This window comes from Nocardioides xinjiangensis (assembly GCF_017916455.1).
GTDB classification, from domain to species: domain Bacteria; phylum Actinomycetota; class Actinomycetes; order Propionibacteriales; family Nocardioidaceae; genus Nocardioides; species Nocardioides xinjiangensis.
Genome location: NZ_JAFMSY010000001.1, coordinates 1,315,948 through 1,340,254 on the forward strand (window position 1 = coordinate 1,315,948; position 24,307 = coordinate 1,340,254).

19 protein-coding genes are annotated in these 24,307 nt (G+C 69.1%); 6 read left to right on the top strand and 13 right to left on the bottom strand.

Features of this window, described 5'->3' with window-relative positions; genetic code table 11:
• Positions 1 to 12 precede the first annotated feature (12 nt).
• Together J3P38_RS06275 and J3P38_RS06280 are read left to right on the top strand one after the other, a co-directional pair.
• Entirely contained in the window at positions 13 to 630 is a 618-nt protein-coding gene (locus J3P38_RS06275) for a DUF47 domain-containing protein (RefSeq protein ID WP_210438974.1), read from the top strand.
• A gap of 5 nt (positions 631 to 635) precedes the next feature.
• Positions 636 to 1,631: an inorganic phosphate transporter gene (locus tag J3P38_RS06280; protein ID WP_210438975.1), complete on the top strand. Its 996-nt coding sequence runs from the start codon at positions 636 to 638 to the stop codon at positions 1,629 to 1,631.
• Positions 1,632 to 2,032: 401 nt separating this feature from the next.
• Here the strand turns inward: J3P38_RS06280 and J3P38_RS06285 are convergent, their stop codons facing one another.
• The 6 genes from J3P38_RS06285 to J3P38_RS06310 all read right to left on the bottom strand — a co-directional run bounded on the left by J3P38_RS06285 (position 2,033) and on the right by J3P38_RS06310 (position 8,487).
• Positions 2,033 to 3,001, bottom strand: coding sequence for a PDDEXK family nuclease (locus J3P38_RS06285; protein WP_210503010.1), 969 nt, complete (start codon positions 2,999 to 3,001; stop codon positions 2,033 to 2,035).
• A gap of 329 nt (positions 3,002 to 3,330) precedes the next feature.
• Positions 3,331 to 4,110 carry a phosphate ABC transporter ATP-binding protein PstB gene (gene pstB, locus J3P38_RS06290; protein WP_210503011.1) on the bottom strand — a complete coding sequence of 260 codons (780 nt, stop codon included), beginning with the start codon at positions 4,108 to 4,110 and terminating at the stop codon, positions 3,331 to 3,333.
• 41 nt (positions 4,111 to 4,151) lie between these two features.
• Positions 4,152 to 5,240: a phosphate ABC transporter permease PstA gene (pstA, locus tag J3P38_RS06295; protein ID WP_210438978.1), complete on the bottom strand. Its 1,089-nt coding sequence runs from the start codon at positions 5,238 to 5,240 to the stop codon at positions 4,152 to 4,154.
• Positions 5,237 to 6,187: a phosphate ABC transporter permease subunit PstC gene (pstC, locus tag J3P38_RS06300; protein WP_307807747.1), complete on the bottom strand. Its 951-nt coding sequence runs from the start codon at positions 6,185 to 6,187 to the stop codon at positions 5,237 to 5,239. Before pstC ends, pstA begins: the two co-directional genes overlap by 4 nt.
• A gap of 91 nt (positions 6,188 to 6,278) precedes the next feature.
• Complete coding sequence (locus J3P38_RS06305) at positions 6,279 to 7,421, bottom strand: phosphate ABC transporter substrate-binding protein PstS (RefSeq protein ID WP_210503012.1); 1,143 nt, start codon at positions 7,419 to 7,421, stop codon at positions 6,279 to 6,281.
• A 211-nt stretch (positions 7,422 to 7,632) separates the two neighbouring features.
• On the bottom strand, positions 7,633 to 8,487 hold the full coding sequence (locus J3P38_RS06310) for an NUDIX hydrolase (protein WP_210503013.1): 855 nt from the start codon (positions 8,485 to 8,487) through the stop codon (positions 7,633 to 7,635).
• Between the two features lie 41 nt (positions 8,488 to 8,528).
• Here J3P38_RS06310 and J3P38_RS06315 point away from each other — a divergent pair, with 41 nt between their 5' ends.
• Positions 8,529 to 9,599: a hypothetical protein gene (locus tag J3P38_RS06315; protein WP_210503014.1), complete on the top strand. Its 1,071-nt coding sequence runs from the start codon at positions 8,529 to 8,531 to the stop codon at positions 9,597 to 9,599.
• 12 nt (positions 9,600 to 9,611) lie between these two features.
• On the opposite strand, the gene J3P38_RS06320 is transcribed toward J3P38_RS06315, so the two are convergent.
• A complete protein-coding gene (locus tag J3P38_RS06320) occupies positions 9,612 to 9,773 on the bottom strand; it encodes a hypothetical protein (protein ID WP_165356104.1) in 162 nt (53 codons plus the stop codon).
• A gap of 178 nt (positions 9,774 to 9,951) precedes the next feature.
• On the bottom strand, positions 9,952 to 10,155 hold the full coding sequence (locus J3P38_RS06325) for a cold-shock protein (protein ID WP_045548871.1): 204 nt from the start codon (positions 10,153 to 10,155) through the stop codon (positions 9,952 to 9,954).
• Between the two features lie 284 nt (positions 10,156 to 10,439).
• Between J3P38_RS06325 and J3P38_RS06330 the strand changes: the two genes are divergently transcribed.
• A complete protein-coding gene (locus J3P38_RS06330) occupies positions 10,440 to 11,954 on the top strand; it encodes a M81 family metallopeptidase (protein WP_307807748.1) in 1,515 nt (504 codons plus the stop codon).
• A gap of 47 nt (positions 11,955 to 12,001) precedes the next feature.
• Here the strand turns inward: J3P38_RS06330 and J3P38_RS06335 are convergent, their stop codons facing one another.
• The 4 genes from J3P38_RS06335 to J3P38_RS06350 all read right to left on the bottom strand — a co-directional run bounded on the left by J3P38_RS06335 (position 12,002) and on the right by J3P38_RS06350 (position 17,027).
• Positions 12,002 to 12,730 carry a copper homeostasis protein CutC gene (locus J3P38_RS06335; RefSeq protein WP_210503015.1) on the bottom strand — a complete coding sequence of 243 codons (729 nt, stop codon included), beginning with the start codon at positions 12,728 to 12,730 and terminating at the stop codon, positions 12,002 to 12,004.
• Positions 12,731 to 12,997: 267 nt separating this feature from the next.
• Positions 12,998 to 13,195, bottom strand: a complete 198-nt coding sequence (locus tag J3P38_RS06340) for a hypothetical protein (RefSeq protein WP_210503016.1) — start codon at positions 13,193 to 13,195, stop codon at positions 12,998 to 13,000.
• Positions 13,196 to 13,404: 209 nt separating this feature from the next.
• Positions 13,405 to 14,517, bottom strand: coding sequence for a hypothetical protein (locus J3P38_RS06345; protein WP_210503017.1), 1,113 nt, complete (start codon positions 14,515 to 14,517; stop codon positions 13,405 to 13,407).
• Entirely contained in the window at positions 14,508 to 17,027 is a 2,520-nt protein-coding gene (locus tag J3P38_RS06350; protein WP_210503018.1) for an NACHT domain-containing protein, read from the bottom strand. Before J3P38_RS06350 ends, J3P38_RS06345 begins: the two co-directional genes overlap by 10 nt.
• Before the next feature lie 423 nt (positions 17,028 to 17,450).
• On the opposite strand from J3P38_RS06350, the gene J3P38_RS06355 reads away from it, so the two are divergent.
• Both J3P38_RS06355 and J3P38_RS06360 read left to right on the top strand, forming a co-directional pair.
• Positions 17,451 to 20,144, top strand: coding sequence for an ATP-dependent DNA helicase (locus J3P38_RS06355; protein WP_210503019.1), 2,694 nt, complete (start codon positions 17,451 to 17,453; stop codon positions 20,142 to 20,144).
• A 200-nt stretch (positions 20,145 to 20,344) separates the two neighbouring features.
• Positions 20,345 to 22,789 carry a GmrSD restriction endonuclease domain-containing protein gene (locus J3P38_RS06360; protein WP_210503020.1) on the top strand — a complete coding sequence of 815 codons (2,445 nt, stop codon included), beginning with the start codon at positions 20,345 to 20,347 and terminating at the stop codon, positions 22,787 to 22,789.
• Positions 22,790 to 22,807: 18 nt separating this feature from the next.
• Here J3P38_RS06360 and J3P38_RS06365 read toward each other — a convergent pair whose 3' ends face one another.
• Entirely contained in the window at positions 22,808 to 23,623 is an 816-nt protein-coding gene (locus tag J3P38_RS06365; protein ID WP_210503021.1) for a hypothetical protein, read from the bottom strand.
• Positions 23,624 to 24,307 lie beyond the last annotated feature (684 nt).

The following is a 24,307-nucleotide window of genomic DNA, read 5'->3' on the forward strand; positions in this document are numbered from 1 at the left end:
TCGGAGTTCGCCGTGCGTTTGAAGTTCCGCCCTGTCGACAGCTCGTTCTACGACCTCTTCAGTGAGGCCGCCAACCACCTCGTCGTCGGCGCCCAGCTGCTCAGCGAGATGCTGTCGGCCGGCAACTCGAAGGCCGAGATCGCGCAGCGCATGCGTGAGGCCGAGCACGCTGCCGACGAGACCACCCACTCGATCGTGCGCCGGGTCAACAGCACCTTCGTCACCCCGTTCGACCGGGAGGACATCTACTCCCTCGCGTCGGCGCTCGACGACGTCATGGACATGATGGACGAGGCCGTCGACCTGGTGCTGCTCTACGAGGTCACCTCGCTGCCCGCGGAGACGACCCAGCAGGTGGAGGTGCTGCAGCGCTGCGCCGAGCTCACCGCTGCCGCCATGCCGTCGCTGGAGTCGATGAGCTCGCTCGACGAGTACTGGATCGAGATCAACCGGCTCGAGAACACCGGGGACAAGGCGTTCCGCCGGATCCTGGCCAACCTCTTCAGCGGCGAGTACGAGGCGCTGGAGGTCCTGAAGCTGAAGGACGTCGTGGAGTCCCTCGAGGGGGCGATCGACGCCTTCGAGAAGGTCGCCAACATCGTGGAGCAGATCGCCGTCAAGGAGTCCTGACCCTGATGGAGATCGGGATCATTCTCGCGGTGGTCGTCGTCGCCCTGGTGTTCGACTACACCAACGGCTTCCACGACGCCGCCAACGCGATCGCCACGTCCGTCTCGACGGGCGCCCTCAAGCCGCGGGTCGCCCTGGCGATGGCCGCGGTCATGAACTTCGTCGGCGCCTTCCTCGGGCAGGAGGTCGCCACCACGGTGTCCGACACGATCGACCCGGGGACGGGCAGCCACGGGCTGGTGATCGTCATGTGCGGCCTCCTCGGCGCCATCACGTGGAACCTCATCACCTGGTACTACGGCCTGCCGTCGTCCTCCTCGCACGCGCTCATCGGCGGCCTGGTCGGCTCGGCCGTCGCGGCCGGCGCGACCGCGAACTGGGACGTCGTGCTCGAGAAGGTCGTCATCCCGATGTTCCTCTCGCCGCTGGTCGCCTTCAGCCTCGGCTTCGCCCTGATGGTCCTGATCATGTGGGCGTTCCGCAACGCCAACCCCGGCCGCGCCAACCGCGGGTTCAAGGTGGCGCAGACCATCTCGGCCGCCGCCATGGCGCTGGGTCACGGCCTCCAGGACGCGCAGAAGACGATGGGCGTCATCTTCCTGGCGCTGCTCGCCGGTGGCTACGTCGCGGAGTCCGACCCGCTGCCGCTCTGGGTCATCTTCGCCGCCGCGGCCGCCATCTCCGCCGGCACCTACTCCGGCGGCTGGCGCATCATGCGCACGCTCGGCCGGCGCATCATCCACCTCGACCCGCCGCGCGGTTTCGCCGCCGAGGCGGTCGCGGCCTCGGTGCTCTACACGACCGCGTACGCCTTCCACGCCCCGATCTCGACCACGCACACCATCACCTCGGCGGTCATGGGCGTCGGCGCGACCAAGCGGCTCTCGGCGGTCCGCTGGGGCGTGGCGAAGTCGATCCTGACGGCGTGGGTGCTGACCTTCCCGGCCGCTGCCTTCGCCGCGGCGGTCTGCTACTGGGTCGCGCGGATCTTCCTCCCCTGACCTCGCGGCCCGGGGTCCTCGGGCGTCCGAGGGTCGCCGGAGGGTCTTCGCGGCGTCGTTCCGGCGGCGCCGGCCAGCGTCATACGAAGCCGACGCTATAGGTGCGGGTCCGTATGACGCGCGGGGCGGCGTCGGGCTTGGGGCGCCGGGCTCGGAGCGCCGGCGAGCGTCATGCGAAGCCGTTGCTATAGGTGCGGGTCCGTATGACGCTCGGGGCGCGGGCAACGCAGCGTCATACCAAGCCGTTGCTATAGGTGCGGGTCCGTATGACGCTCGGGGCGCCAACGACGCAGCGTCATACGAAGTCGTCCCTATAGGTGCAGGTCCGTATGACGTCCGGGGCGTCAACTTGGCGCCGGCGGCCTCTCGCCGGCTGCAGCTCGAGGGCGTACGCCGTCCGGTCAGGCCGCGGGACCAAGGCCGGACCATCCGGCGTCCACGAGGGCGCGCTCGATCTGCGCGAAGAACTCGTCCGCCGCCACACGGAGTCCGAGGACGGGCAGCCGGAGGACGGTGAGGTTGACCAGGGTGACGTCGTTGTGCCGGAGCGCGTCGGCGACGACGTGGTCGGCGAGGACGTGCTGGATGCCGTCGACCTCGACGACGACGCCCCACTCCTCCCAGAGGACGTCGAGGTAGTAGCGGCCGTCCGGCCCTCGCCGTACTGCCTGGCGGGACGGTTCGGGCAGCCCTCGGTCGCGGCACGCGCGGGCGAAGTCGAGCTCGGCGAGGCTGCGGACGCCACCGAGCAGGTCGGTCACGACGTCGGTGACGAGCGCCAGTCGACGATCCCTCTTCACCCGCAGCAGCGCGCGGGCCACGAGCTCGGCCGACGCGACGCCCTGCTGCACCGCCATCGTCAGCAGCAGTGCGGCCTGGCGGTCGCTCCTCGCCCACAGCGCGGCTCGTACTGCTGCGACCTCGGTCCGCGTGCGGGCCGGGCCGGGGCCGGGCGCGAGGTCGTCGTCGCGCCACCTTCGGGTCTGGCGTACGTCGACGAGCTCGTCACGGAACACCCTCGCTCCTCTCGGGACCGACACCCGGTGGCGCTCGACGGTGAAGCCCGTCAGGCCGCTCGCGACCAGTGACGACGCCCCGTCGAGCCGCGCGCGCGGTCCTCCCGAGAGCTGGGCGGCCCACAGCACCGTCTCTTCGGCCAGCGGACCGTTGTGCACGACGACGACGTGCCGTCCCACCCGCTGCCAGCGTCGCGCCCTCACGTTGGCCCTCACCTCCGCGCGCGTGAACCCGGCGGCGTAGAGCTGGCTCCGGGAGAGCGCGCCTCCCTGTCGGCTGGCGGCGCGCTCGGCGCGGCGCCGCCGGGCGTGCCGCAGCGAGGCGGAGGCGGAGCGGGGCTCGGGCTCGGGCATGCCCCCACGGTCCTCCTGGCGCGTGTCCGCCGCACGCGGGCGATCGCCGCCCTGGTGATCGTCCCGCGGAACGGTGCCCTGTGGAGGTTTTGCGCGCCGACCCGTCGGAGGCGAGCCGCCAGCGTCATACGAAGCCGAACCCATAGGCGCCAGCCCGCATGACGCAAGCCCCGGCCCAGGGAAACGAACCGCCCCAGGACCGCCAGCGTCATACGAAGCCGAACCCATAGGCGCCGGTCCGCATGACGCAAGTCCCGGCCTGGGGGACGGACCGCGACCCCCGGCCCGGGGGACGAACCGCGAGCCCCGGCCGCGCCGGGGCTGTCGGCTCAGCCGAAGCGGCCGGAGATGTAGGCCTCGGTCGCCTCGTTGTCGGGGTTGGCGAACATCTTCTGCGTGGAGTTGAACTCCACGAGGTGTCCGGGCTGGCCCGCCGCCTTGAGGTTGAAGAAGCCGGTCTCGTCGGAGACCCGGGCGGCCTGCTGCATGTTGTGGGTGACGATGACGATCGTGTAGTCGGACTTCAGCTCGTGGATGAGGTCCTCGATCGCCGAGGTGGAGATCGGGTCGAGGGCCGAGCACGGCTCGTCCATCAGCAGCACCTGCGGCTTCACGGCGATCGCGCGGGCGATGCAGAGGCGCTGCTGCTGCCCGCCCGACAGTCCCATCCCGGGCTTGTCGAGGCGGTCCTTCACCTCGTTCCAGAGGTTCGCGCCCTTGAGCGAGCGCTCGACGACGTCGTCGGCCTCGGACTTCTTCATCTTCTTGGAGTTGAGGCGGTTGCCGGCGAGCACGTTCTCGTAGATCGACATCGTCGGGAACGGGTTCGGGCGCTGGAAGACCATGCCGATCTGGCGGCGTACGGCGACCGGGTCGACGGCGGCGTCGTAGAGCGACTGCCCGTCGACGGTCACCTTCCCCTCGACGCGGGCGCCCGGGATGACCTCGTGCATGCGGTTGAGCGAGCGCAGCACGGTGGACTTCCCGCAGCCCGAGGGGCCGATGAAGGCGGTCACGGAGCGCGCCTTGATGTGCAGGTTGACTCCCTGCACGGCGAGGAAGTCTCCGTAGTAGATGTCGAGGTCGGAGACGTCGATGCTCTTGGCCATGGTGGGGGTGACTCCTTGAGGGGGCTCGGTCGAGCGGGCGCTCAGCGGCCGGTCTTGGGGGCGAACGCCTTGCCGACGATCCTCGCGACGAGGTTGAGCGACATGACGATGATGATGAGGAAGAGGGCGGCGCCCCAGACCCGGTCGGTCCAGATCTCGCCGTACTTGAAGTGGGTGGTCTGCCCGAGGGACTGGAAGATGTAGACGGGCAGGGTCTGCACGGGGCCCTCGAACGGGTTCCAGTTCGCGACCCGAGCCGTGCCGAGGATGAGGAGCAGCGGTGCGGTCTCGCCGGCGACGCGCGCGATCGCCAGGGTGACGCCGGTGACGATGCCCGCGACCGCGGTCGGGAGGACCACCTTCACGATGGTGCGCCACCGCGGCACGCCGAGGGCGTACGACGCCTCGCGCAGGTCGTCGGGCACCAGCTTGAGCATCTCCTCCACCGACCGGATCACCGTCGGCAGCATGAGCAGGGACAGCGCGATGGCGCCGCCGATGCCGACCCGGGGCAGCGGGTCGCCGGTGATGACGATGAAGAGGGCGATGGCGAACAGTCCGGCGACGATCGACGGGATGCCGGTCATCACGTCGACGAGGAAGGTGATGACCTTGGCGAGGCGGTTGTTCTTGCCGTACTCGACGAGGTAGATCGCGGTGAAGAGGCCGATCGGCACCGCGATGACGGCCGCGATCAGCGTGATCATGATCGTGCCCATGATCGCGTGGTAGATGCCGCCGCCGACCCCGAGCAGGGCCCGCCCGCTCATGTCGTCGTTGAGGAACTGCGGGGTCAGCACGGGTGCGCCGCGGGCGACCACGGTCCACACCAGGCTCACCAGCGGCACCATCGCCACGGCGAACGCGGTCCACATGAGGGTCTTCACCAGCGTGTCGGTGGACTGTCGGGAGCCCTCGACGGCGCGGGTCCAGCCGGTGATGCCGACCAGGTACGCCAGCCAGGCGACGACCACCGCGCCGCCGACGCCGAGCCCGAGGAGCCAGGCCAGCACACCCAGCGCCACCGAGCACACGCCGACGAGGACCGGGGCGATGCGCGGCAGCGTGCCGCCGGTGAGGGGCTCGAGCCGGTCGACCGGCTGGGTGTCGGTGTCGATGACGGTGCTCATGCCTTCACCTGCCCGCGGGTCGCGATGTAGCGACCCAGGAAGTTGACCACGAATGTGAGGACGAAGAGGGCCAGGCCGGCGAAGATCAGCACGTTGATCTTGAGGCCGGCCGCGTTGGCGTAGTTGTTGGCGATGCTGGCGGCGATGGTGTTCGAGTTCGCCGACGAGATCACGTCGAAGCTGACGATGGCGCCGGTGGCCGAGAGCACCATCGCGACCGCCATGGTCTCACCGAGGGCGCGGCCCAGGCCGAGCAGCAGCGCGGCGACGATGCCGGAGCGCGCGTAGGGCAGCACGGCCATCCGGATCATCTCCCAGCGGGTCGCGCCGAGGGCGAGGGCGGCCTCCTCGTGCATCGTCGGCGTCTGGGCGAAGATCTCGCGCAGGATCGCGGTCACGATCGGCAGCGCCATCAGCGCCAGCACGACCGACGCGGTCAGCAGCGTGCGCCCCGAGCTCGACACCGGCCCCCCGAAGAGCGGGATCCACCCGAACCAGCTGTTCAGCCATTCGTAGACCGGCACCAGCCGCGGCGCCAGCACAGCGATGCCCCACAGGCCGAACACGACGGACGGCACGGCCGCCAGCAGGTCGACGAGGTACCCCACGGGCTTGGCGACCCGGCGGGGGGCGTAGAGCGAGATCACGAGGGCCAGGCCGATCGCGAGCGGCGTCACGATGACCAAGGCCAGCACCGAGGACAGCACGGTGCCGAAGAGGAGCGGCCCGACGAGGGACCACACACTGGGCTTGCCGTACGCCTGCTCGCCCGAGGCCTCCAGGGCAGGCAGGCCCTGCGCCACCAGGAAGACGGCGACTCCGGCGAGCATGCCGACGACGAGCAGCGCGGCACCGAGCGCGGTGCGGCTGAAGACCGCGTCCCCCACGCGGGTGGTCCGGGCCCGTTCCTGTGGTTCCTGGAGGGGCTCCTGGATCGCGGTGGTCACTCTTCTCCTCCTGTGGCGGCTGCCGGGTGACGACGTGTCGGCAGGGGCCGGGCCTGATCGGCCCGACCCCCGCCGCTGTGCTGGTCGGTGCTCAGCCGGCCGAGATGGTCTCGACGATGGACTGCGCCTCGCTGATGACCGTGTCGGTCAGCGGGGCGGAGCCCGCCTCGGACGAGCCGATCTCCTGGCCCTCGTCGCTGAGGATGTAGGAGAGGTAGCCCTTGACGTTCGCGGCGGTCGCCTCGTCGTCGTAGGTCTGGCAGGCGATCATGTAGGACGTGAGGACGATCGGGTAGACCCCCGCCTCCTCGGTCGTGTAGTCGAGGTCGTAGGCCATGTTGACCTCCGAGCCCTCGTCCACGCGGGGGGAGACCTCGAAGATCTTCGCGGCCGCCTCCGGGCTCGGCGCCACGAACTCCTCGCCCACGCCGATGTTGGCCTGGCCGAGGCCGCCCGCCTGGCTGGCGTCGGCGTAGCCGATGGTGTTGGGGGCGTCGGTGACGACCTGCACGACGCCGGAGGTGCTCTTGCCGCCCTCGCCGCCGGCCTCGTTGGGCCACTGCTCGACCTCGCCGTAGGTCCAGGTGTCGCCGGCGACGGTCGAGAGGTAGTTGGTGAAGTTGCCGGTGGTGCCCGACTCGTCGGAGCGGTGGACCGGGGTGATGTCCTCGTCCGGCAGCTCGGCGTCCGGGTTGTCGGCGACGATGGCCTCGTCGTTCCAGCTGGTGATCTCACCGGCGAAGATGCCGGCGAGCGTCTCGGGCGAGAGGTTCAGCTCGTCGACGCCCTCGAGGTTGTAGATCACCGCGATCGGCGAGACGTAGTTGGGGATGGTGATGGGCTCGGAGCCGCACGTCTCGGTCGCCGCGGTGAGCTCGCCCTCCTCGTCGTCGAGGTAGGAGTCGGTGCCGGCCGTCGGGAAGCCGCCGGAGATGAAGTTCTCGCGACCGCCGCCGGAGCCCACCGGGTCGTAGGAGACCGTCACGCCGGGCGCCACCTCGCCGAAGCCGACCATCCAGGCGTTCTGCGCGGACTCCTGCGAGGAGGCGCCGCCGATGGCGAGCTCGCCGGACAGGTCGGCGTAGTCGCCGCTCGACTCCGAGGAGCCCGTGTCCCCGGTGTCGGCCGCGGCCTCATCGGCCGAGTTGCCGCCACCGCAGGCGGTCAGGGAGATCGAGAGGGCAAGCACGGCCACGCTGGGGGCCAGCAGCTTGCGGTAGGAAGTGCGCTTCACTTCGGGTGCTCCTGATGAGTCTCGTGAGTCTGATGAGTGCTGACGCCGGTGACGGTAGGCAGGCCAGGAGAACGACCACCGCGCCGTCGGTGAACGGCCGATGAACTCGATCAGGCCGGTTGGCGTCGCGCATCCGTGCGTGAGACGGCGATCACATGAACTCGCCCGTCAGGCCTTGACGGGCGCGGCGCCACGCAATAGGCGCCGACGCTCAGGGACGGTGCACCTCGGTGGCCACGACCCGGCCCTTGCGGTGGTGCACCACCAGCATCGCGGCCGGCTCGAGCTTGACGTCGGGCACCTGCAGCGCGTCGAGCACGGTCGGCAGCACGGGCCGGTGGGTGCACAGCACGGTCCCTTCGCCGCTGTCGAGCAGGCCGTCCACGAGGTCGACGACGGCGTCGACCGAGGCGTCCTGCTCGCTCAGCTCGTCGTGGAGCTTGACCGGCCACCCGGTGGCGTCGGCGTACGGCGTCACCGTCTGCACGCAGCGCGTGCTCGAGGACGTGTGGGCGACGGTCACGTCGAAGGCCGCGAGCAGTGGCACCAGCCGCTGCGCCTGCGCCTCGCCGATGGGCAGCAGGGGGCGCAACCGGTCGTCTCGCGTCCACGACCCGCGTGAGCGTGCCTTGGCGTGGCGGAGCACCACCAGGGCACGGGTCCTCCGGCGCAGGGGTCGGGCCTCGGCGAGGGTCGCCCGGTCGTGGGCGTACGTCAGCCGGCTGACCGCGGCCTTCCGGTCCACCCACTCGACCGCGTCGATCTCGTCGTTGGGCTGGTAGCCGCCCACGTCGTCGCTGCCGACCACGCGCGCGGTCCAGTAGTCGACCGTCTTCCACCTGCCGGTGGCCAGCCGGTAGCGCTGCTGCGACAGCGCCGGGCCGAGGCGGACGTGGAGCCCGGTCTCCTCGGCCACCTCGCGCACCGCGGCGGCGAGCACGTGCTCGCCGGCGTCGACCTTGCCCTTGGGAAAGGACCAGTCGTCGTACTTGGGCCGGTGGACGAGCAGGACGTCGTCACCGCGCGTCACCACGGCACCGGCAGCGCGCACGTCGCGGGGCTCCATGGAAGTAGTGTCACACCGACCCCCGGACCGCGAGGAGCGCCGTGCCACATCGTGTCGTGCCCCGCGCCACCCTTGTCATCGCAACCGTCGTGGCGGTCGTCGCGGCGGCCGTCGGGGCCCTCGCCGCCTGGCGCCTCGTGAGCCCGGAGACGCCGCTGGCTCGTGCCATGGCGCTCGTGCCGGCGGACGCCACGCGCTTCTCCTGGACGGACTGGGCGGGAGTGCGCGCCGAGCTCGGCGCCGACCTCGACGCCCGCTCCTCGGCCGAGGAGGTGGAGGCCTTCCTCGCGGAGGCCTTCGAGGAGGACCTGTCCTCGATGTCCGCCCTCGCGACGTCGGCCGGGGTGATGCAGGACGAGCTCGGCTTCTCCCCCGCCACGGTCTCCTGGGAGCTCCTGGCGCAGTCCGGGTCAGGTGCGGTGGCGGTGATGGGCGTCGGCGACGACGTCGACCTGGACCGCGTGGCGGACCTGCTGGCCTCCCACGGCTGGTCGCCGCCCGACGACCCGGGCGGCGTGTGGGAGGGCGGACCCGACGTGCTGTCGGGCGTGGGCCCGATGCTCACGCCCGAGCTGCAGCACCTCGCGCTGCTGGCCGACGAGGGCGTCGTGCTGGCGTCGGACCAGGCGCCCCACCTCGAGCAGGTGCTGCGGGTGGTCGCCGGTGAGGCGGACGGCGCCGACGGGCTCGCGGAGGTCGTGGCGCGGCTGGAGGAGCCGCTGGCCGCGGCGGCGTACGACGGGGCGTACGCCTGCGAGCACCTGGCCATGGCGCAGGCCGACGACGCGGCGCGCGCCGAGGCCGACGGGCTGCTCGCGGCGGCGGGCGAGGTCCACCCGCTCACGGGGTTCGCGATGGGCGTGCTGCCCGGCGGCGACGTGCGGGCGGTGCTGCAGGTGGAGGACGCCGACGACGCCCCGCGCGACGCGGAGGCGCGTGCGGCCCTGGCGTCGGGACCGGCTCCCGGACAGGGTGGCGACTTCACCGACCGCTTCTCGGTGGAGGCGGCGGGGGCGGAGGGGCGTGAGGTCGTGCTCGACCTCAGGCCGGTCGCGGGCAGCTACGTCCTCTCGGACCTCACCAGCGGTCCGGTGCTCTTCGCGACCTGCTGAGCCGCGACGCGGTCAGTCCTGCGGCTTCCTCGGGGTGACCCCGAGCAGCCGGTCGATCTCCTCCTGGGAGAGGTGGTCCTCGGACTCGCTGGCCGCGATGATCAGGGTGGTGGTGAGCTCGACCTCGCCGAGGAGGTCGCCGTCCTCGAGGGTCACGTCGAACTGGTCGTGCACGTCACCCTCCCTTCACTCCCACCTTCGACTGTAGGTGCTCGGATCAAGTCTGACGGACGCCCCGGCCGGACGGAATGACCCGAACGAGTCACCTGCCCCGAAAACGAACCTGGCCCCACCCCGTTACGGGGAGGGGCCAGGTTGCGGTCAGACCTTGAACAGGTCCATCGTCAGCCGATCAGAGCGGACGGACGTTCTCCGCCTGCGGGCCCTTGGGACCCTGCGTGACGTCGAACTCGACCTTCTGGTTCTCGTCCAGCGACTTGTAGCCGTTGGTCTGGATGGCCGAGTAGTGCACGAAGACGTCGTCGCCGCCGTCCTCCTGTGCGATGAAGCCGAAACCCTTCTCGGCGTTGAACCACTTGACGGTGCCCTGAGCCATGATGCTCGTTACTCCTTTGTCGGGGCGGGAGTCGCCACCTCGGCGACCCGCACCAGATGCGGTGACACGCCGCTTGCGACTCACGAGCTGGCAGGGCCCGAAGAACAAACGCCGTTGGATCACAAACTCCGCGGGCGTCGACCTGCTGGAACTTGCACCTGTTGCAGGACAGACACTACCAACAAATCGGCCCACGTCACCGCTCGCGAGCCACGTCGTGGTGAACTCTCACCCCACGGGGCTGCCGAGGGACCTCCCGGAGCCGCCTGACACCATCCGGGAACGTGACCACCGACGCCCGCCGTCCGGCCCCTCCACGCGTCGCCGTGTGCGGCATCAGCCTGGAGGCGTCGACGTTCTCGCCGGCCCTCACCACGGCCGCGATGCTCGCGCCGCGCCGGGGGCGGGACGTCCTCGACGCCTGGGACTTCTGGGGCGAGGGCGGCGCGCTCTTCGACCGGGCGGAGTGGATCGGCATCCTCCAGGCGCGCAGCATCGCCGGGGGCGCCATCCCCGCCGACGACTACGCGACGCTCAAGGCCGAGATCCTCGCCGGCCTGGTCGCCACTGTGGCCGAGGCGCCGCTCGACGGCCTCGTCCTCGACGTCCACGGCGCCGCGAGCGTGGTCGGGCTCGACGACATGGAGGGCGATCTCGCCGTGGCCGTCCGCGCGGTCGTCGGGCCCGACTGCCTCATCAGCACGGGCATGGACCTGCACGGCAACGTGTCCCGCACGCTCGCGGAGACCGTGGACCTGCTGACGACCTACCGGACAGCCCCGCACGTGGACTGGCAGGAGACCAAGGAGCGTGCGGCCCGCAACCTGCTCGAGCGGCTCGCGCTGCCGCCCGGCGCCCGGCGACCCGCCAAGGCGTGGGTGCCGCTGCCGATCCTGCTGCCCGGGGAGATGACCAGCACGCGCCAGGAGCCGGCGAGCAGCCTGTACGCCCGGGTGCCGCGCATCGAGTCGCTCGACGGCGTCCTCGACGCGGGCATCTGGATCGGCTACCCGTGGGCCGACGAGCCCCGCAACGGCGCGGTCGTGATGGTCGTCGGCGACGACGCGGAGCGCGCGATGGCCGAGGCCACCGGGCTCGCGGGCGAGCTGTGGGAGCGGCGCGAGGAGTTCGGCTTCGTCGCGCCGACCGGCACGCTGCCGCAGGTGCTGCGCGCGGCGCTCGCCGCCCCGACGGGGCCGTACTTCATCTCCGACTCGGGCGACAACCCCACCGCCGGCGGTGCCGGCGACGTGACGTGGACGCTCGCCGAGCTCCTCGCCAGCGAAGAGCTGGCCGCGAGCGGCAAGCGGGCGATCTACGCCTCGATCCCCGACGCCGCCGGCGCGCTCGCCGCGGCGGAGGCCGGCATCGGGGCCGACGTCCGCCTCACCGTCGGCGCCCGGGTCGACGCGCGACCGGCTCCACCGCTGGAGGTGTCGGGCGAGGTCGTCGCCGTGGTCCCCACCGACGACAACCTCGAGGTCGTGGTTCGCACGCCGGCGGTCGACGTCGTCGTGACGCGCAGGCGCCGTCCCTACCACCTCGAGTCCGACTTCACGCGGCTCGGCCTCGACCCCCGCCGCGCCGACATCGTGGTGGTCAAGATCGGCTACCTCGAGCCGGAGCTCTTCGACATGGCGGCCGACTGGATGCTCGCCCTCACCCCCGGCGGCGTCGACCAGGACCTCGCGCGGCTCGGGCACCGCCGGATCCGCCGGCCGATGTTCCCGCTCGACGACGTGTCAGACGTGGACCCGCTCGCCCACGCCGTCCTGTTCCCCGGCGACACGGCCGGCTGAGCGGGACCCGGTGGGCGACCTGGTGGGCGACCTGGTGGGCGACCTGGTCAGCGGCCCAGCGCCGCCATGACGTCCGCCAGCACCGCCGCGCTGGTCACGCTGCGCCGGCCGTCGTCGTAGCCCGCGGACACCCCTGCGGGGGTGACGGTCCCGGGTGCGCGCAGGTGGACCTCGCGGGCACCCGTGGCGTCGACGATGCGCGCCACGTTGGCCGGACGTACGCCGCCGCCGACCGCGATGCGCACGTCGTCGCCGCCGCGCCGCACGAGGTCCGCCAGCTCCGGGAGGTGCTCGAGCGCGGGGCCCGGGCCACCCGATGTCAGCACCCGCGAGACGCCCAGGTCTGCGAGCAGCGCCAGCCCCGATGCCTTGTCGGGCACGGAGTCGAAGGCCTTGTGGAAGGTCACCGGGGCGTCCCCGCACGCGGCGACGAGTCGGCGTACGGCGTCCACGGCGACGGCGCCGTCCGGCTCGAGCGTGCCGACCACGAAGCCGAGGGCGGCCGCGTCGCCGATCACGGCCCGGGTGGCCTCGATGTCGGCGACCATCACGTCGACCTCCTGCGGGGAGTGCACGAAGTCGCCGGGCCGCGCGCGGACGAGCACACGGACCGCGAGTCCGGGAGCAGCATCGGCGCAGTGGCGGACGAACCCGAGCGTCGGGGTCGTGCCGCCGTCCGCGAGGCCGGCGCACACCTCCAGCCCGTCCGCGCCCGCGGCCGCGGCGAGGGCCGCTCCCCCGACGTCCTCCAGGCAGATCTCCACGAGCGTCGTCATGGGACCACGCTAGGGCTCCAGGCGGCGCCCGTGCGCACGGCGCGGCTCGCGCCTCTGAGATGATCGGCCCAGGCGCGACGTGCCCGCGCCACGGGCCTCTGGGGGGTCAGGGGATTAGTTCTGACCTGCTAGTTGCAGAGAAGGCTGGCCCCCGGGCACTCGATGAATGGAACGCTCGGACCTCAGTGTCGGAACGACACTCGGCTCTCTGGCCCAAGGTGAGCCCGCGGCGTACGGGTGCAGTCAACAACCTCATGAAGTAGACGACTAACTCCGTGCGCCGTCCGCCCGCTCGATGCTCAGCCGGTACTTCCGACGGAGCCGCGCCTCCTCGACGGCCGTCACCGCCGCGTCCCACAGATGCCCGCCCTCGTCACGTACCCGGACGAGGTCGTCAACAGCAAGTTCTTGGCCCGCGTCCAGGTAGACATCGTGCAGGTACGTCACCCCGATCTGCCGCGCCATCGGGGACAGCTCCAAGTCAAAGATTGGAACTGACGTGGTCATACTTGCGACGGTACCTCGGGGCCGCCGACAGTTGCACCGACCTCAAGGTGAACGAACTGTGCGAACCAGGTTGTTGAATTCGGAACGCGCTCATTGCGGCATGAGCGGACATTGGGCCGAGCCAGGCAGCGTGTCGCCGCCACACTTGTCGGTTGATTGAGGAGCCGTCACGGGGCGGGTCGGGACCACACGGTCGCCGTTCCGACCAGCGGACGTCCCACACCCCTGACCCGCATGCCTTCGGCTTGGTCGAAGGTGAAGCCGAGACGTGTTAGGTGCACGGCGTCCGGGAGGAGCGGGTCGTCCAGCCAGACGATGCTCCCAGGGTCGAGATGAACCGTGTCCTCGACGGTGAACTCCACAGTGCCCGGCTCTTCCCCGTGGGCGGCGAGATCGGTGACGCCGGTCAGGCCGACGGCACCATAGACGGCGAGCTGGCCGAACACGTCGCTGGCTGCGAGTTCGATGAGCCGGTCGGCTGCGTCGAACGAGTCCGCGTAATCACTCGCCGGCCCGGTGAGCGCCCCCACGGCGTCGGCGACGACCTGCTGCCGGTAGGCATCCCGCGGAATGGCGAGGTCGGGCTCATGGGCGTCTACGACGGCCGACTTCAGTGCGTCGGCAATCGCCTTCCGCGCCGCTATGAGCTCGGCGCGGTCGTCCGGCGAAAGCGCGGCGTCGGCCGCGTGGAGCCGCTGCCACTGCGCCGTCCCTGCCAGCGCGAGCGCGAGCTGCCGCGCCGCCTCGCCCGCACGCGCGGCCTGCTGCTCCGTGGCGCCGAGAACCTGCAGCGGCTTGGTAGGCGGGTCCTGGAACTGAAATCCGGCCGCAAGTTCTTCCCGTGTCCACGGGAGCCGATACGTGAACTCGTCGGTCGTCAGGGGCGTTCCCCGCCCTAGCTGCGGGGCGGGGAGCTGCGGGTATCTGGGCAGCCGTGACCGCAGCCACGCGATCGTGACGCGGTGGACCCCCTCCACGTAGGACGCGTCCTCGAGCCACTGGTGGAGGACGCCTTGGTCGACCGATGGAACGCCGTCGCCGACGATGGAAAGCATTTGGGGCACGTTCGTGCCCGACCGCAACGGCCGGCCGGCAACCTCGCCCCCGCTGGCGGTGACGTGTTGGAGCAGGCCCGGGAGTCCGAGCGACCGCTGGGACGCGTTGCGGGGCAGCTGCGCGGCGAAGCGGCGGATCACCGGCAGGTCCGCCCAGACCGACGCCTGCCTTGCCACCGCCTCCCAGAGGGCGGCCTCGCCGCCCGAAGCCACGGTCACAGCCACCGCCCCCCGGCCATCCTGTCGATCGCCTTGCTGACCCGTTTCGCGGCCTCCGCCGACGCTGGGACACCGATCATCGAGTCAAGCGTCCCGCGCGAGAGGTGCACGTCGCCCACCGAAGGCCCGTCGGAGACGCTGACGTCGATGCCCTCGGTCCGCGTGTAGGCCACGGTCCAATCAAAGCCGTCGCGTCGCAGACTATCGGGTGCGGGAAGGAGCTGTCCGGTGAGGCCCTTAGGTCCGATCTCGGCCGCGACGGCGGCGCGGTGCCCGGCAGGTACTGCCGCGCCGACGAGCCTCTCGATCTCGGCGGCAACATCAGCTGCGTGCGACGCCACGGCGTCGCGGGCCTCCTCCGCCGACCTAGGGCGCGGCAGGCCCGCCCCGCCCGAGCCTCGCAGAACGGCGACGAGCCACTGACGCCAGAGCCGGACCGCGACGTCGACTGGTCCGCCCGTTCCTACCACCCAAGGCCGCGAGGCCATCGCTCCGCGGGCGTCGTCATCCGTCAACCACGCGCCAGCGTCGGAGCGGGGGAACGCGACCACCCGGCCGTCGGGGTGGCGCCAAAGGTCCGCCCCAGCGGGTGCGCCGGGCGGGAGGACAGTTCGCAGGACCGCCGACACCTCTTCGGCGGAGCCGTCGCCGAAGCCGCGCTGGTCGAGGGGGGCGAGCCTAGGTAGGGTGAATGGGAGCCGCGACGCGACGGCTTCGGCGAAAGCCCGATCGATCCCGCCGATCTGCGCCGCGAACAGCAGGCGCTCCTGGTCGCCCGGCTTGACGTCAGCGGGGAACGGCACCGCTCCACGGGCGAGCGCCAGCCCCGCGAGGTAGTCCGCGAATGAGTCGTGGACCGCCGCGACCGTCTCCGACTGGCCAAGCCGTACGATCAGGCCGGATCTGCGGGCCGCCTCGTCAATCACGGCCGCTTCGATAGGCCCGATGACGGTAGATTGGTCCCGCACTGCCTCGACCACGAGACGGCGCCACGTGTAAGGATCGGCATAGCGGCGGCCGTCGTCGAGGAGCCGGGCGAAGCACGCTCCGAGCACGACGGTCGCTACGCCGAGCCCGTCGGCGCCTGTCTTGATCGCGAGCTGGTCGAGGAACGCGCTGTACACCGCCGCGCGATCCTCAAACGGCACCCCCGACGCGATCAGGCCGAGCGTCATTTCGAGGAGCATCGGGTTTCCCGCGGCGTCGCCAAGGGCCCTTTCCGCCCGCGCCAGGACGACCCGGGCCGCGCCGTTGTCAGCACTGGTGTCGACGGCGGCCTCCGCGAGGGCCTCTCGGCGCTCGCGCCCGAACGGTTCCATGCGGAACAGGGACGGCGCGGACGACGCCGGCAGAACCGAGCGGACGGCGGCGAGGTCACGCCCGAGCAGGATGAGGCGCGCCCCGCGCCCGGCCGCAACGGGCGCCCGTAGATCCTCTGCGAGGGCGGCCCGGACCGGCTCGGGGACCTCGGAGACGCCGTCGATAACGACGGCGGTGCCGTTGTCCGCAAGGATTTGGCGGCCGGTCAGCGTCGGGATCTCACGGCGCAGGACGTCGGAGACGGCCTCGGCGACGAGTGCGTCGACGCGGCCGGGAATGTAGGTCTCCGCGTGCGCCACGACGACGACGCGGCCTTGCGTAGCCGCCGCGGTCCTGAGCTCGCGGGCCGCGGTCGACTTGCCGGCGCCGGTCGGCCCGGCCACGGCCGCCGGCATGACCCCATCGGCCAGCAGCGCGTCGACGCCCACCGCCAACTGGTCCGCCTCGGGCTTGAGCCTGGCCGGGACGGCCGCTGCCGGGGCCTCAGCGGCGATCGCGGCGAGGTACCGGTCGCGTACGTCGCCGGCCCATGGCCGGACCGCCGTCGAACTCGGCGGGATTCCCAACGCACAGCAGATCTCGTCCCGCGACACCACGCGGTCCGCTGCGTCCGGCCGGCAGGCGCGGTCCAGCAGGAGCCGCAACAGCGCGTCCACGGCGGATCTTGCCTGCTCCATCGCGTCGGTCGCCGACCTGGCAGACGGGAGCAGCGCCATCACCTGCCGGTCCGCCCGTGCGAGCAGTGCGCCCGTGCCGCCGGGGTCTTGGACGACGGTGGCACGGGCAGCCCTGCGCACGGTGGCGCCGTCGGCCTCCTCCCCCAGTAGAGCGGCGAGCGAGTCTCGGCAGCCCGACGCGGCCTCTGCCAGGGCATCGCGGACTTGTTCGCCGGAGGGCCCGAGGCGCCCGTCTGTTACAAACTGGAATGTGGCACCGTCTGGGGCGTCGACCGCCGCCCACCGACGGAGCAGCCCGACCAGGTCGGCTTTGGCCCACGTGTACTCGTCGGCCCGGACCTTGGCCTGCTTTCCGATGGCGACCCGACCTTTTGTGTCAAGCAATTCGATGTCGATGACGTCATCGGCGCCCTCGACCCTAATTGCCGAGAACTCGTCGCTCTCCAGGACGTCGAGCGCGGACAGGACGGCCTGCGCGTGCTGGTAGGCGATGCCACGATACGTGTCGACGCCCCCCACGGGCCGTAACTCTAATCGACGCGGCGGCTTCGTCGATCGGGCCGGGAGGAAGCGGAGCCGGTCGCTCATCGGCATGTCCGTACGTCTCGACCCCAAGGGCTGTCACACCGCAATCGCAGAGCGGCCGCGGGCTCACCGGTTGTCGACAAGTCTGGATGATCGAATAGCAGTAGGAAAACGTGACGTCTGGCGTCCGGTCCTCTTCGATTGACTGGTGCGTTCGGCGGACAACGGTGAGCCGACGCACCTAACATCTCTTGCGATTCGGGCGGGCAGAAGAAATGTCCGTGGAGACCGTCACCATCAGCCACGTCGCTTCCGGGGCGACGCGAGACTCGGCGCCAAGGCAAGCGGCCTGTAGTTCGCGCGTCGTCCTGTGCGGCAAGGCGCTGCTACGCAATGTGAGAAATTTACGGGGGAACCATGAGCACGGTTGACGAGCAGATCACGAGCGCGGCGGGCGCAATTTCACAAAACATTGCTGCGCTTCGCCATGACCGAGCCCTCATGGCACAGAACATCCTCAGCCAGATGCGAAACCTCGTCGAAGGAGTCGCGGTCCGCGCTCAGGCCGGTCGCGGCGACATCACGTTCGACTACGCACTAGTCGGAGCGGCCATCTCGCACGTTGGCTCCCACGGACGGCTGAACTTTCTTTCGAGGCTTCACAAGCTCATTCAGATCAGTGCCTCGCACTACACCATGGGTGGCGATCCGTCCGAACGACTGATGCTGAAGTACTACAGCTACCTTCACCGGATCCGTGACCTGGCGAGCAACGAGCTGGGCATGGCGATCCTGCCGAACCTCGAAGACTTCCCGGTTGATCTGGACCCGTCCCTGCGTGAATTCCACGACAAGATCGCTGCCCGAATCGCGGCCGCGCGCACACGCTCACTGACGAACGCACGAAAGTCTCGGTACTACATCCACGCCGTACGACCCTTCTACTCCGCAGGCCGCATCTACTACGAGGTCACCTTCTACAACGCCGCGAACCGCGTCCCAAAGCACGACCGGATCATCGGCTTCACGGACATCGACATCACGGGCCAGTACTCCGCCAATCTCACGTTGGAGAGCGATTCCATCGACGTGCTCGGCGAAACGATGCCGGTGACCATCATCCGTGAGTGGGAGGTGTCGATCCGACCGTGCGAGTTCGACAACTTCGCGCGCATCTTCGACCACAAGATGAAGGTGTCCACTACTAGCTCCGAGTACCGGCGACTCATGGAGTACCTGACTAGTTCTGCCTCCACGCTGCTCGACGTCGTGGACATGTCTGACGAGCAGTACGCACACCTCACAGCATGGGTGACCCAATCCTCGCAGCGTCCTCAGATTTTCCCGATCCTGGACCGGACGCGAGCGATAATCCAACGCAAGGGTCCCGGAGCGAACGTATTGCGTTACCTACTCCTCCGGATGAACAATCAGATCATCAAGTGGCAGTACGCAACCGAGCCATGCGGTCGACTCTCGGGCCTGCACCTCGAATGGGGCTGCATCCCCTTTGACACGATGCCGTTCTGCACCTCACTGTTCGGCCACAACCCACGCTTTGCGGATCTCGCGGAAAGCATCGACACAACCGACCGAGTCCACGAACTGCTTGCTCGACGAGTCAAGACCAACGTCGAAAGCCGCGGCATTCTCTACACGTCAATCGCTGACCTGCAAGACATGGGTGACGTCGACGAGCTCGTGCGGGCCTACAACTCCAAGCTGTACTACAAGCACACCGGCCGCACCATGATAAAAGACATGGGCCACGTCTTCATGCGCGACTACGAAGACGGCACGGTCGAGATCATCCAGGAGCTTCAAAGCCGCGCCGGAGCCGGCGTCCCCGGTTACCGCACGGCAACCGAGCAGGGGCTGGCGCAGACGACCCCGGCACCCGACGACCCAGTCAAGGTCGATGCCCTAAAGGACTTGTTCGCTGACTCGCAGGTGGCGTTGATCTACGGCGCGGCAGGCACCGGAAAGTCGACTATGGTCAGCCTCATCGCTTCGTACTTCAACAGCAACAACAAGCTCTTCCTCGCGCACACCCACCCGGCCGTAGACAACCTCGAACGTCGAGTCAAGGCGCAGAACTCAACCTTCCGGACGGTTCGGAGCCAGGCCAATCGCAACGACTCCACCGTCTACGACGTCCTCGTGATCGACGAGTGCAGCACGGTGAGCAACGCCGACTTGCTTGCAGTGCTTCGGCGAACCAAGTTCAAGTTGCTTGTCTTGGTTGGCGACGTCTACCAGATCGAGTCGATCCAGTTCGGGAACTGGTTCGGCCTCGCTCGCTCATTCGTCCCTGACACGGCAGCGTTCGAGCTGACCACGCCCTACCGCACCAAGAACGACGACCTCCTCGACTTGTGGTCCACGGTGCGCGAGTTGAAGGACGACATCTCCGAGACGCTGGCACGGAACGGCTACTCCACCGTCCTCGATCAGAGTCTCTTCACCGCTCAGCGCGACGACGAGATCGTCCTGTGTCTCAACTACGACGGCCTGTACGGCATCAACAACGTCAACCGCTTCCTGCAGAGCAGCAACCCCGGTGCTGCCACGGTGTGGGGTGCGACTGTGTACAAAGTCGGCGATCCCGTGCTCTTCAACGAAACGAACCGCTTCGCCCCCCTGATCTACAACAACTTGAAGGGCAGGATCGAGAAGATCGACGTGACGCCGGGCCGCATACGATTCGACGTCTCAATCGATCGGCCCGTGACAGCCATGGACGTTGACGGCGTGAACCTGAGGTACGTCGGCGACGCAACGGTGCAGTTCGACGTGTACGAGATCGGCAACGGTGACGACGATGACGACAGTTGGACCGGGTCCGTGCCCTTCCAAGTTGCCTACGCGGTCTCGATTCACAAGGCGCAGGGCCTCGAATACGACTCAGTGAAGATCGTCATCACAGACGCCAACGGAGACGACATCTCGCACAGCATCTTCTACACGGCTATCACCCGCGCGCGAGAACGTCTCAGCATCTTCTGGACCCCGGAGACCGAGCACGCGGTCATCAACAGCCTGGAGCGCCCTGTGAACAGGAAGGACGCGAGACTGTTGGCGAATCGGCGCGGTCTGACCTTGGCGCCCTAGCGCGACCACACCAGCCTCACGCCTAGCCGATTCGCCTCGTCGCGTATTGCGGCATGTGCGTGCTTGCTGGACACGCGCGCTACCCACCGCGGTCGCATAGGAGCAGCGCGGGCGCCGAACGATGACCGCCTGTCAAAAGCCGCCGTCCGCGGGTTCGTGCTCATACCATCGGAAAGACCAATCAGAGACGGGGAGCATTGGTGGAGACGAACGTTCGTACGCCATTGGATGTGTTCAACCTGCCGCAGCACCTAGTGGTGCCGCTCTTTCAGCGGCCCTACGTGTGGGACGAGACCGAACAGTGGCTGCCCTTGTGGCAGGACGTACGCCGTCTCGCGGAGTTGCGGCTCGCGGACCCGTACGCGCCGGCGACTCACTTCCTCGGTGCTGTGGTGCTGCAAGCGCAAGACAACCCCACGGGCAATCTCCCGTCGCGGAACGTCATCGACGGACAGCAGCGCCTAACCACCCTGCAGCTGTTGATGGACGCCGCTGGGTCGGTGCTCGACGAACACGGCTTCGACACACTGTCCGGGCAGCTCGAGGTGCTCACGCACAATCTGGAGCTCTACGTCACCGGTGACGCCGTCCGGTTGAAGCTGCGCCACACCAACCGGGATCAGGCTGCCTTCGACGAGGTGATGAACGCAGAACCGCCCATCGACCACGACACACTGAAGCATTCCGGAGCGCTGCTCGTTCGCGCCCACCGGTTCTTCACCGACACGGTCGCGACCTGGCTGGGCGAGGCACCAGACGAATCCGGAGTGGTCTCACGTGCGACCACGTTGGTGCAGGTCCTCACCCGGCACCTCCAGCTGGTGGTGATCGATCTCCAAGCACAGGAGAACTCGCAGGAGATCTTCGAGACTCTCAACGCACGAGGAACGCCGCTCACCGCCGCGGACCTGGTGAAGAACTTCGTCTTCCAGCGCCTCGATGCCGAAGGCGTAGACACCCGGCGCGCCTACGCCGAGGACTGGCCGTTCGAGTCGAAGTTCTGGGAGACCGAGGTCAGCGTCGGTCGGTACAACATCTCCCGCAGCTCGCTGTTCCTCAACCAGTGGCTGGGTTCGCGTACGGGCGAGGAGGTGAGCCCGCGCACGACCTTTACCCGGTTCAAGCACTACGCCGATCATCAGGCCGGGCAGAAGATGAGCGAGCTGCTCGCCGTCATCAAACAGCAGGCCGATCTGTACGAGGAGTGGACTCTCGCCGCAGCCGACCCGGACCGGGCCCTGACGCCGGCTCAGATGGCGGTCTACCGGATGCAGGCCGCTGGGATCGAGCTGCTCAAGCCGATCTTGATCTGGCTGCACGACCCGGAGCTCGACATTCCCGAAGCCACCGCCCACCAGGTGATCGCCGCGACCGAGAGCTGGGTCATGCGCCGGCTCATGCTCCGGCTCCCGTCCGCTGACTTGGGCCGCATCGTCGCGGAGATCATTCGCACGCACCGCACCGCACCACCAGACGAGCTCGACGAACGCACGGTGGCACACCTGACCGGCCTCGCCTCGGCCAGCAGCTACTGGCCTGGAGACGACGAGGTCCGCAGCAACCTGGCCACGGAGAATGCGTACCGACGCTTCCCCAGAGCGCGACTCCGGATGCTGCTGGAGACGGTCGAGGACCACCTGCGGGGAAAGTACGACTACCCACCGGTTCCGCGACGGGGGTACCACATCGAGCATGTGCTGCCACAGAAGTGGGACACCCACTGGCCCGTCCACGGCCTGGAGGAAGAGCTGCAGCGGGGCGCCCACGTGCACCGCCTCGGCAACCTCACCCTGCTCACCCGCGGCCTCAACGCCGCCGTCTCCAACGGTCCGTGGGACCTCAAACGGGCCAAGGTCGCTCAGCACGACGTGTTCTTGATGAACCGCCTTTTCCAAGACCCCGCAAGTGAGACCTGGGACGAAGAGCAAGTCGACGCCCGCTCACAGGCGATGATCGATGCGCTTCTCACCACCTGGCCTGTTCCCGCTGGCCACACCGGCGCGGTTCAAGACGCTGGGCAGAAGGATCAGATGTCGTGGGTGGAGCTGAAGCACCTCGTTGGTGCCGGCCTGCTCCAGGCCGGCGACCGGCTCATCCCGCGCGCCGGCCAGTGGACATCCACCGAAGCTGTCGTCCGCGCCGACGGGACGCTCGACATCGACGGCAAGACCTTCGCCACGCCTTCGGGTGCCGGCAAACACGTCAAGGGCGGCATCACTAACGGGTGGCACTTCTGGCGTCTTCAAGACGGCCGGAGGCTCGCAGATGTGCGCGCCGCCTACCGCGGCAGCCGTCCGGCCAGCGAGGTAAAGAAGGCAGCCTTCGACTGGTCCGGGCTCCACGCAATCCTGGAAGAGCTGCCCGAGGGCAGGTGGACCACCTACGGCGACCTTGCAGACGTCGTGGGTACGGCCCCTCAACCGCTGGGCGCCCACATCATGAACTGCGGGCAGTGCGCTAACGCCCACCGCGTCCTCACCAACGACGGACGAGTAGCCGAAGCATTCAAGTGGGGCGACCCAGACGATCGCCGTGACCCCAGGACCATGCTGGCCGCCGAAGGACTTGGCCTGGTGGAGGGAAGAGCGGAGCCGGATCAGCGCCTGAGCTCGTCGGAGTTGACCGCGCTGCTCCGCGAAGCCTGATCAAGGGCGGCGCACCGATTACGCCGGGAAACGTCCGAAGGGACCGACCCAGTTCTGGAGGTGGGGGGCCAGGAACTCCTGCGTGAGGGCGGGCGTGACAGGTACGGCATGCACGTCGCGCATGGGGTCGGTGCGTGCGAGATGCCGTCGCGACCACTCGATCCACTCGATTGCCGCAGCTCGTTCTTGCTCGGGGCGCCCCGCGAGATGCCGTTCGACCTCATGGATGTAGGCGGCTGTGTTCCGCCACTCTCGCCAGGATCGGGCACGCTGCGTGAGTACGTCTGCGCGGTAGGCCCGGGTGGCGCGGATCGCGGCGTCCTCCACAGCCTTTGTCCAGCGTTGTTGCTGCTCACGCGCGTCAACTTCGCGTTCTTGTTGTTCCTGCTGGTGTTCCAGCAGGCGCATCTCGATCTCGCGCACGACCCCAGACACGACCTCCTCCAACCGGTGGTTTCGGGTGTCACTGAATCGGAGCTGGCGGCCCGCGCGGAGACCGTAGGCTCCTCCGACCTGCAAGGTGAGGTTGCCGGTGGAGATGAACTGCTTCTGGCGGCGTGCCTGCCAAGCAGGCAGCGTCTTGAACCGCCCAGTTGTGTAATGCGGGGTTGGAGCTCCACCGGGTGCCGACTTCTCCGAGAGGCGCACCGGAACACTCCAGTCGCCGACTCGGGCGCGGAACTGGCCGTCGGGCGCGTGCCTCGTGTCAAGGACCAGCTCAAGGCCGAGCTCCTCGAGCGTTGTGGCGAGCGCATGCACAATCCGTACAGCACGGGTCACATGCGAATTCGACACCTCGTGGTGGTCACGATCGACGCGATAGTCACGCGCCACCGGATGAGGTTTCGTGAGTCTCGTCGGAACGGGGACGGGACGTGCCGCAACGACCGCCCGCGGGTCGTCGGCGAGGTAGAGAAGCTGGTGGTGCCAGCCCCTACGTCGTGTGCGGAGCACTCGACCGGAAGGCGCGAGCCCTGACTCGAGTAGGTCGCGGGCGGCCCGGCCAACTCCTGCGTCGGCGACCTCCATACGGCCACCCGCCACGAGCAGGCGCAAGTAGAGCCGCTGGGCGTCCGTCGGGGCGGGAGGCTTAGGGGAGTGGCATCCGCGATCGGGTGAGGCTGTCTCGGTTCGGCTGCTAGGTCTGGCGTGCTTGCAGAGAGGCGGCGGCGCGCTCGCGCCGGCATGTTCGCCTCTGGGTCCCGCGGCTCGTCTGGAAACGTCCCATGGTCGAGGAAGTGTGCGCCCGCCTCGGTGATCGACGCTGTCCATCTACCGTCCCTGCGCGTTACGCGCGCAAGCCCACGAGCGGCAAGTGCACGCGCCGAGTGCTTGTGCGACTCGTCGGGCCAAGCCCGGTTCGGACACCCCTCGGCGATCCAACGGAGCACCTCGACTTGGCGTGAGTTCACAGCCCGGTTCATCGCTGCACCGTAAAGGTTGGCAAGCAAACAACGCCGAACCTGTGTATGACTGCTTCTCGACAGGCGCGAGGGGCTTCCGCTGAGATGTCCTGTG

Excerpts from the sequence above, each read along its gene's own strand:
- J3P38_RS06280 (WP_210438975.1), top strand. The coding sequence starts at position 636 with ATGGAGATCGGGATCATTCTCGCGGTGGTCGTCGTCGCCCTGGTGTTC.
- J3P38_RS06285 (WP_210503010.1), bottom strand. The coding sequence starts at position 3,001 with ATGCCCGAGCCCGAGCCCCGCTCCGCCTCCGCCTCGCTGCGGCACGCC.
- pstB (WP_210503011.1), bottom strand. The coding sequence starts at position 4,110 with ATGGCCAAGAGCATCGACGTCTCCGACCTCGACATCTACTACGGAGAC.
- pstA (WP_210438978.1), bottom strand. The coding sequence starts at position 5,240 with ATGAGCACCGTCATCGACACCGACACCCAGCCGGTCGACCGGCTCGAG.
- J3P38_RS06310 (WP_210503013.1), bottom strand. The coding sequence starts at position 8,487 with ATGGAGCCCCGCGACGTGCGCGCTGCCGGTGCCGTGGTGACGCGCGGT.
- J3P38_RS06325 (WP_045548871.1), bottom strand. The coding sequence starts at position 10,155 with ATGGCTCAGGGCACCGTCAAGTGGTTCAACGCCGAGAAGGGTTTCGGC.
- J3P38_RS06335 (WP_210503015.1), bottom strand. The coding sequence starts at position 12,730 with ATGACGACGCTCGTGGAGATCTGCCTGGAGGACGTCGGGGGAGCGGCC.
- J3P38_RS06340 (WP_210503016.1), bottom strand. The coding sequence starts at position 13,195 with ATGGCGCGGCAGATCGGGGTGACGTACCTGCACGATGTCTACCTGGAC.
- J3P38_RS06355 (WP_210503019.1), top strand. The coding sequence starts at position 17,451 with ATGAGCACGGTTGACGAGCAGATCACGAGCGCGGCGGGCGCAATTTCA.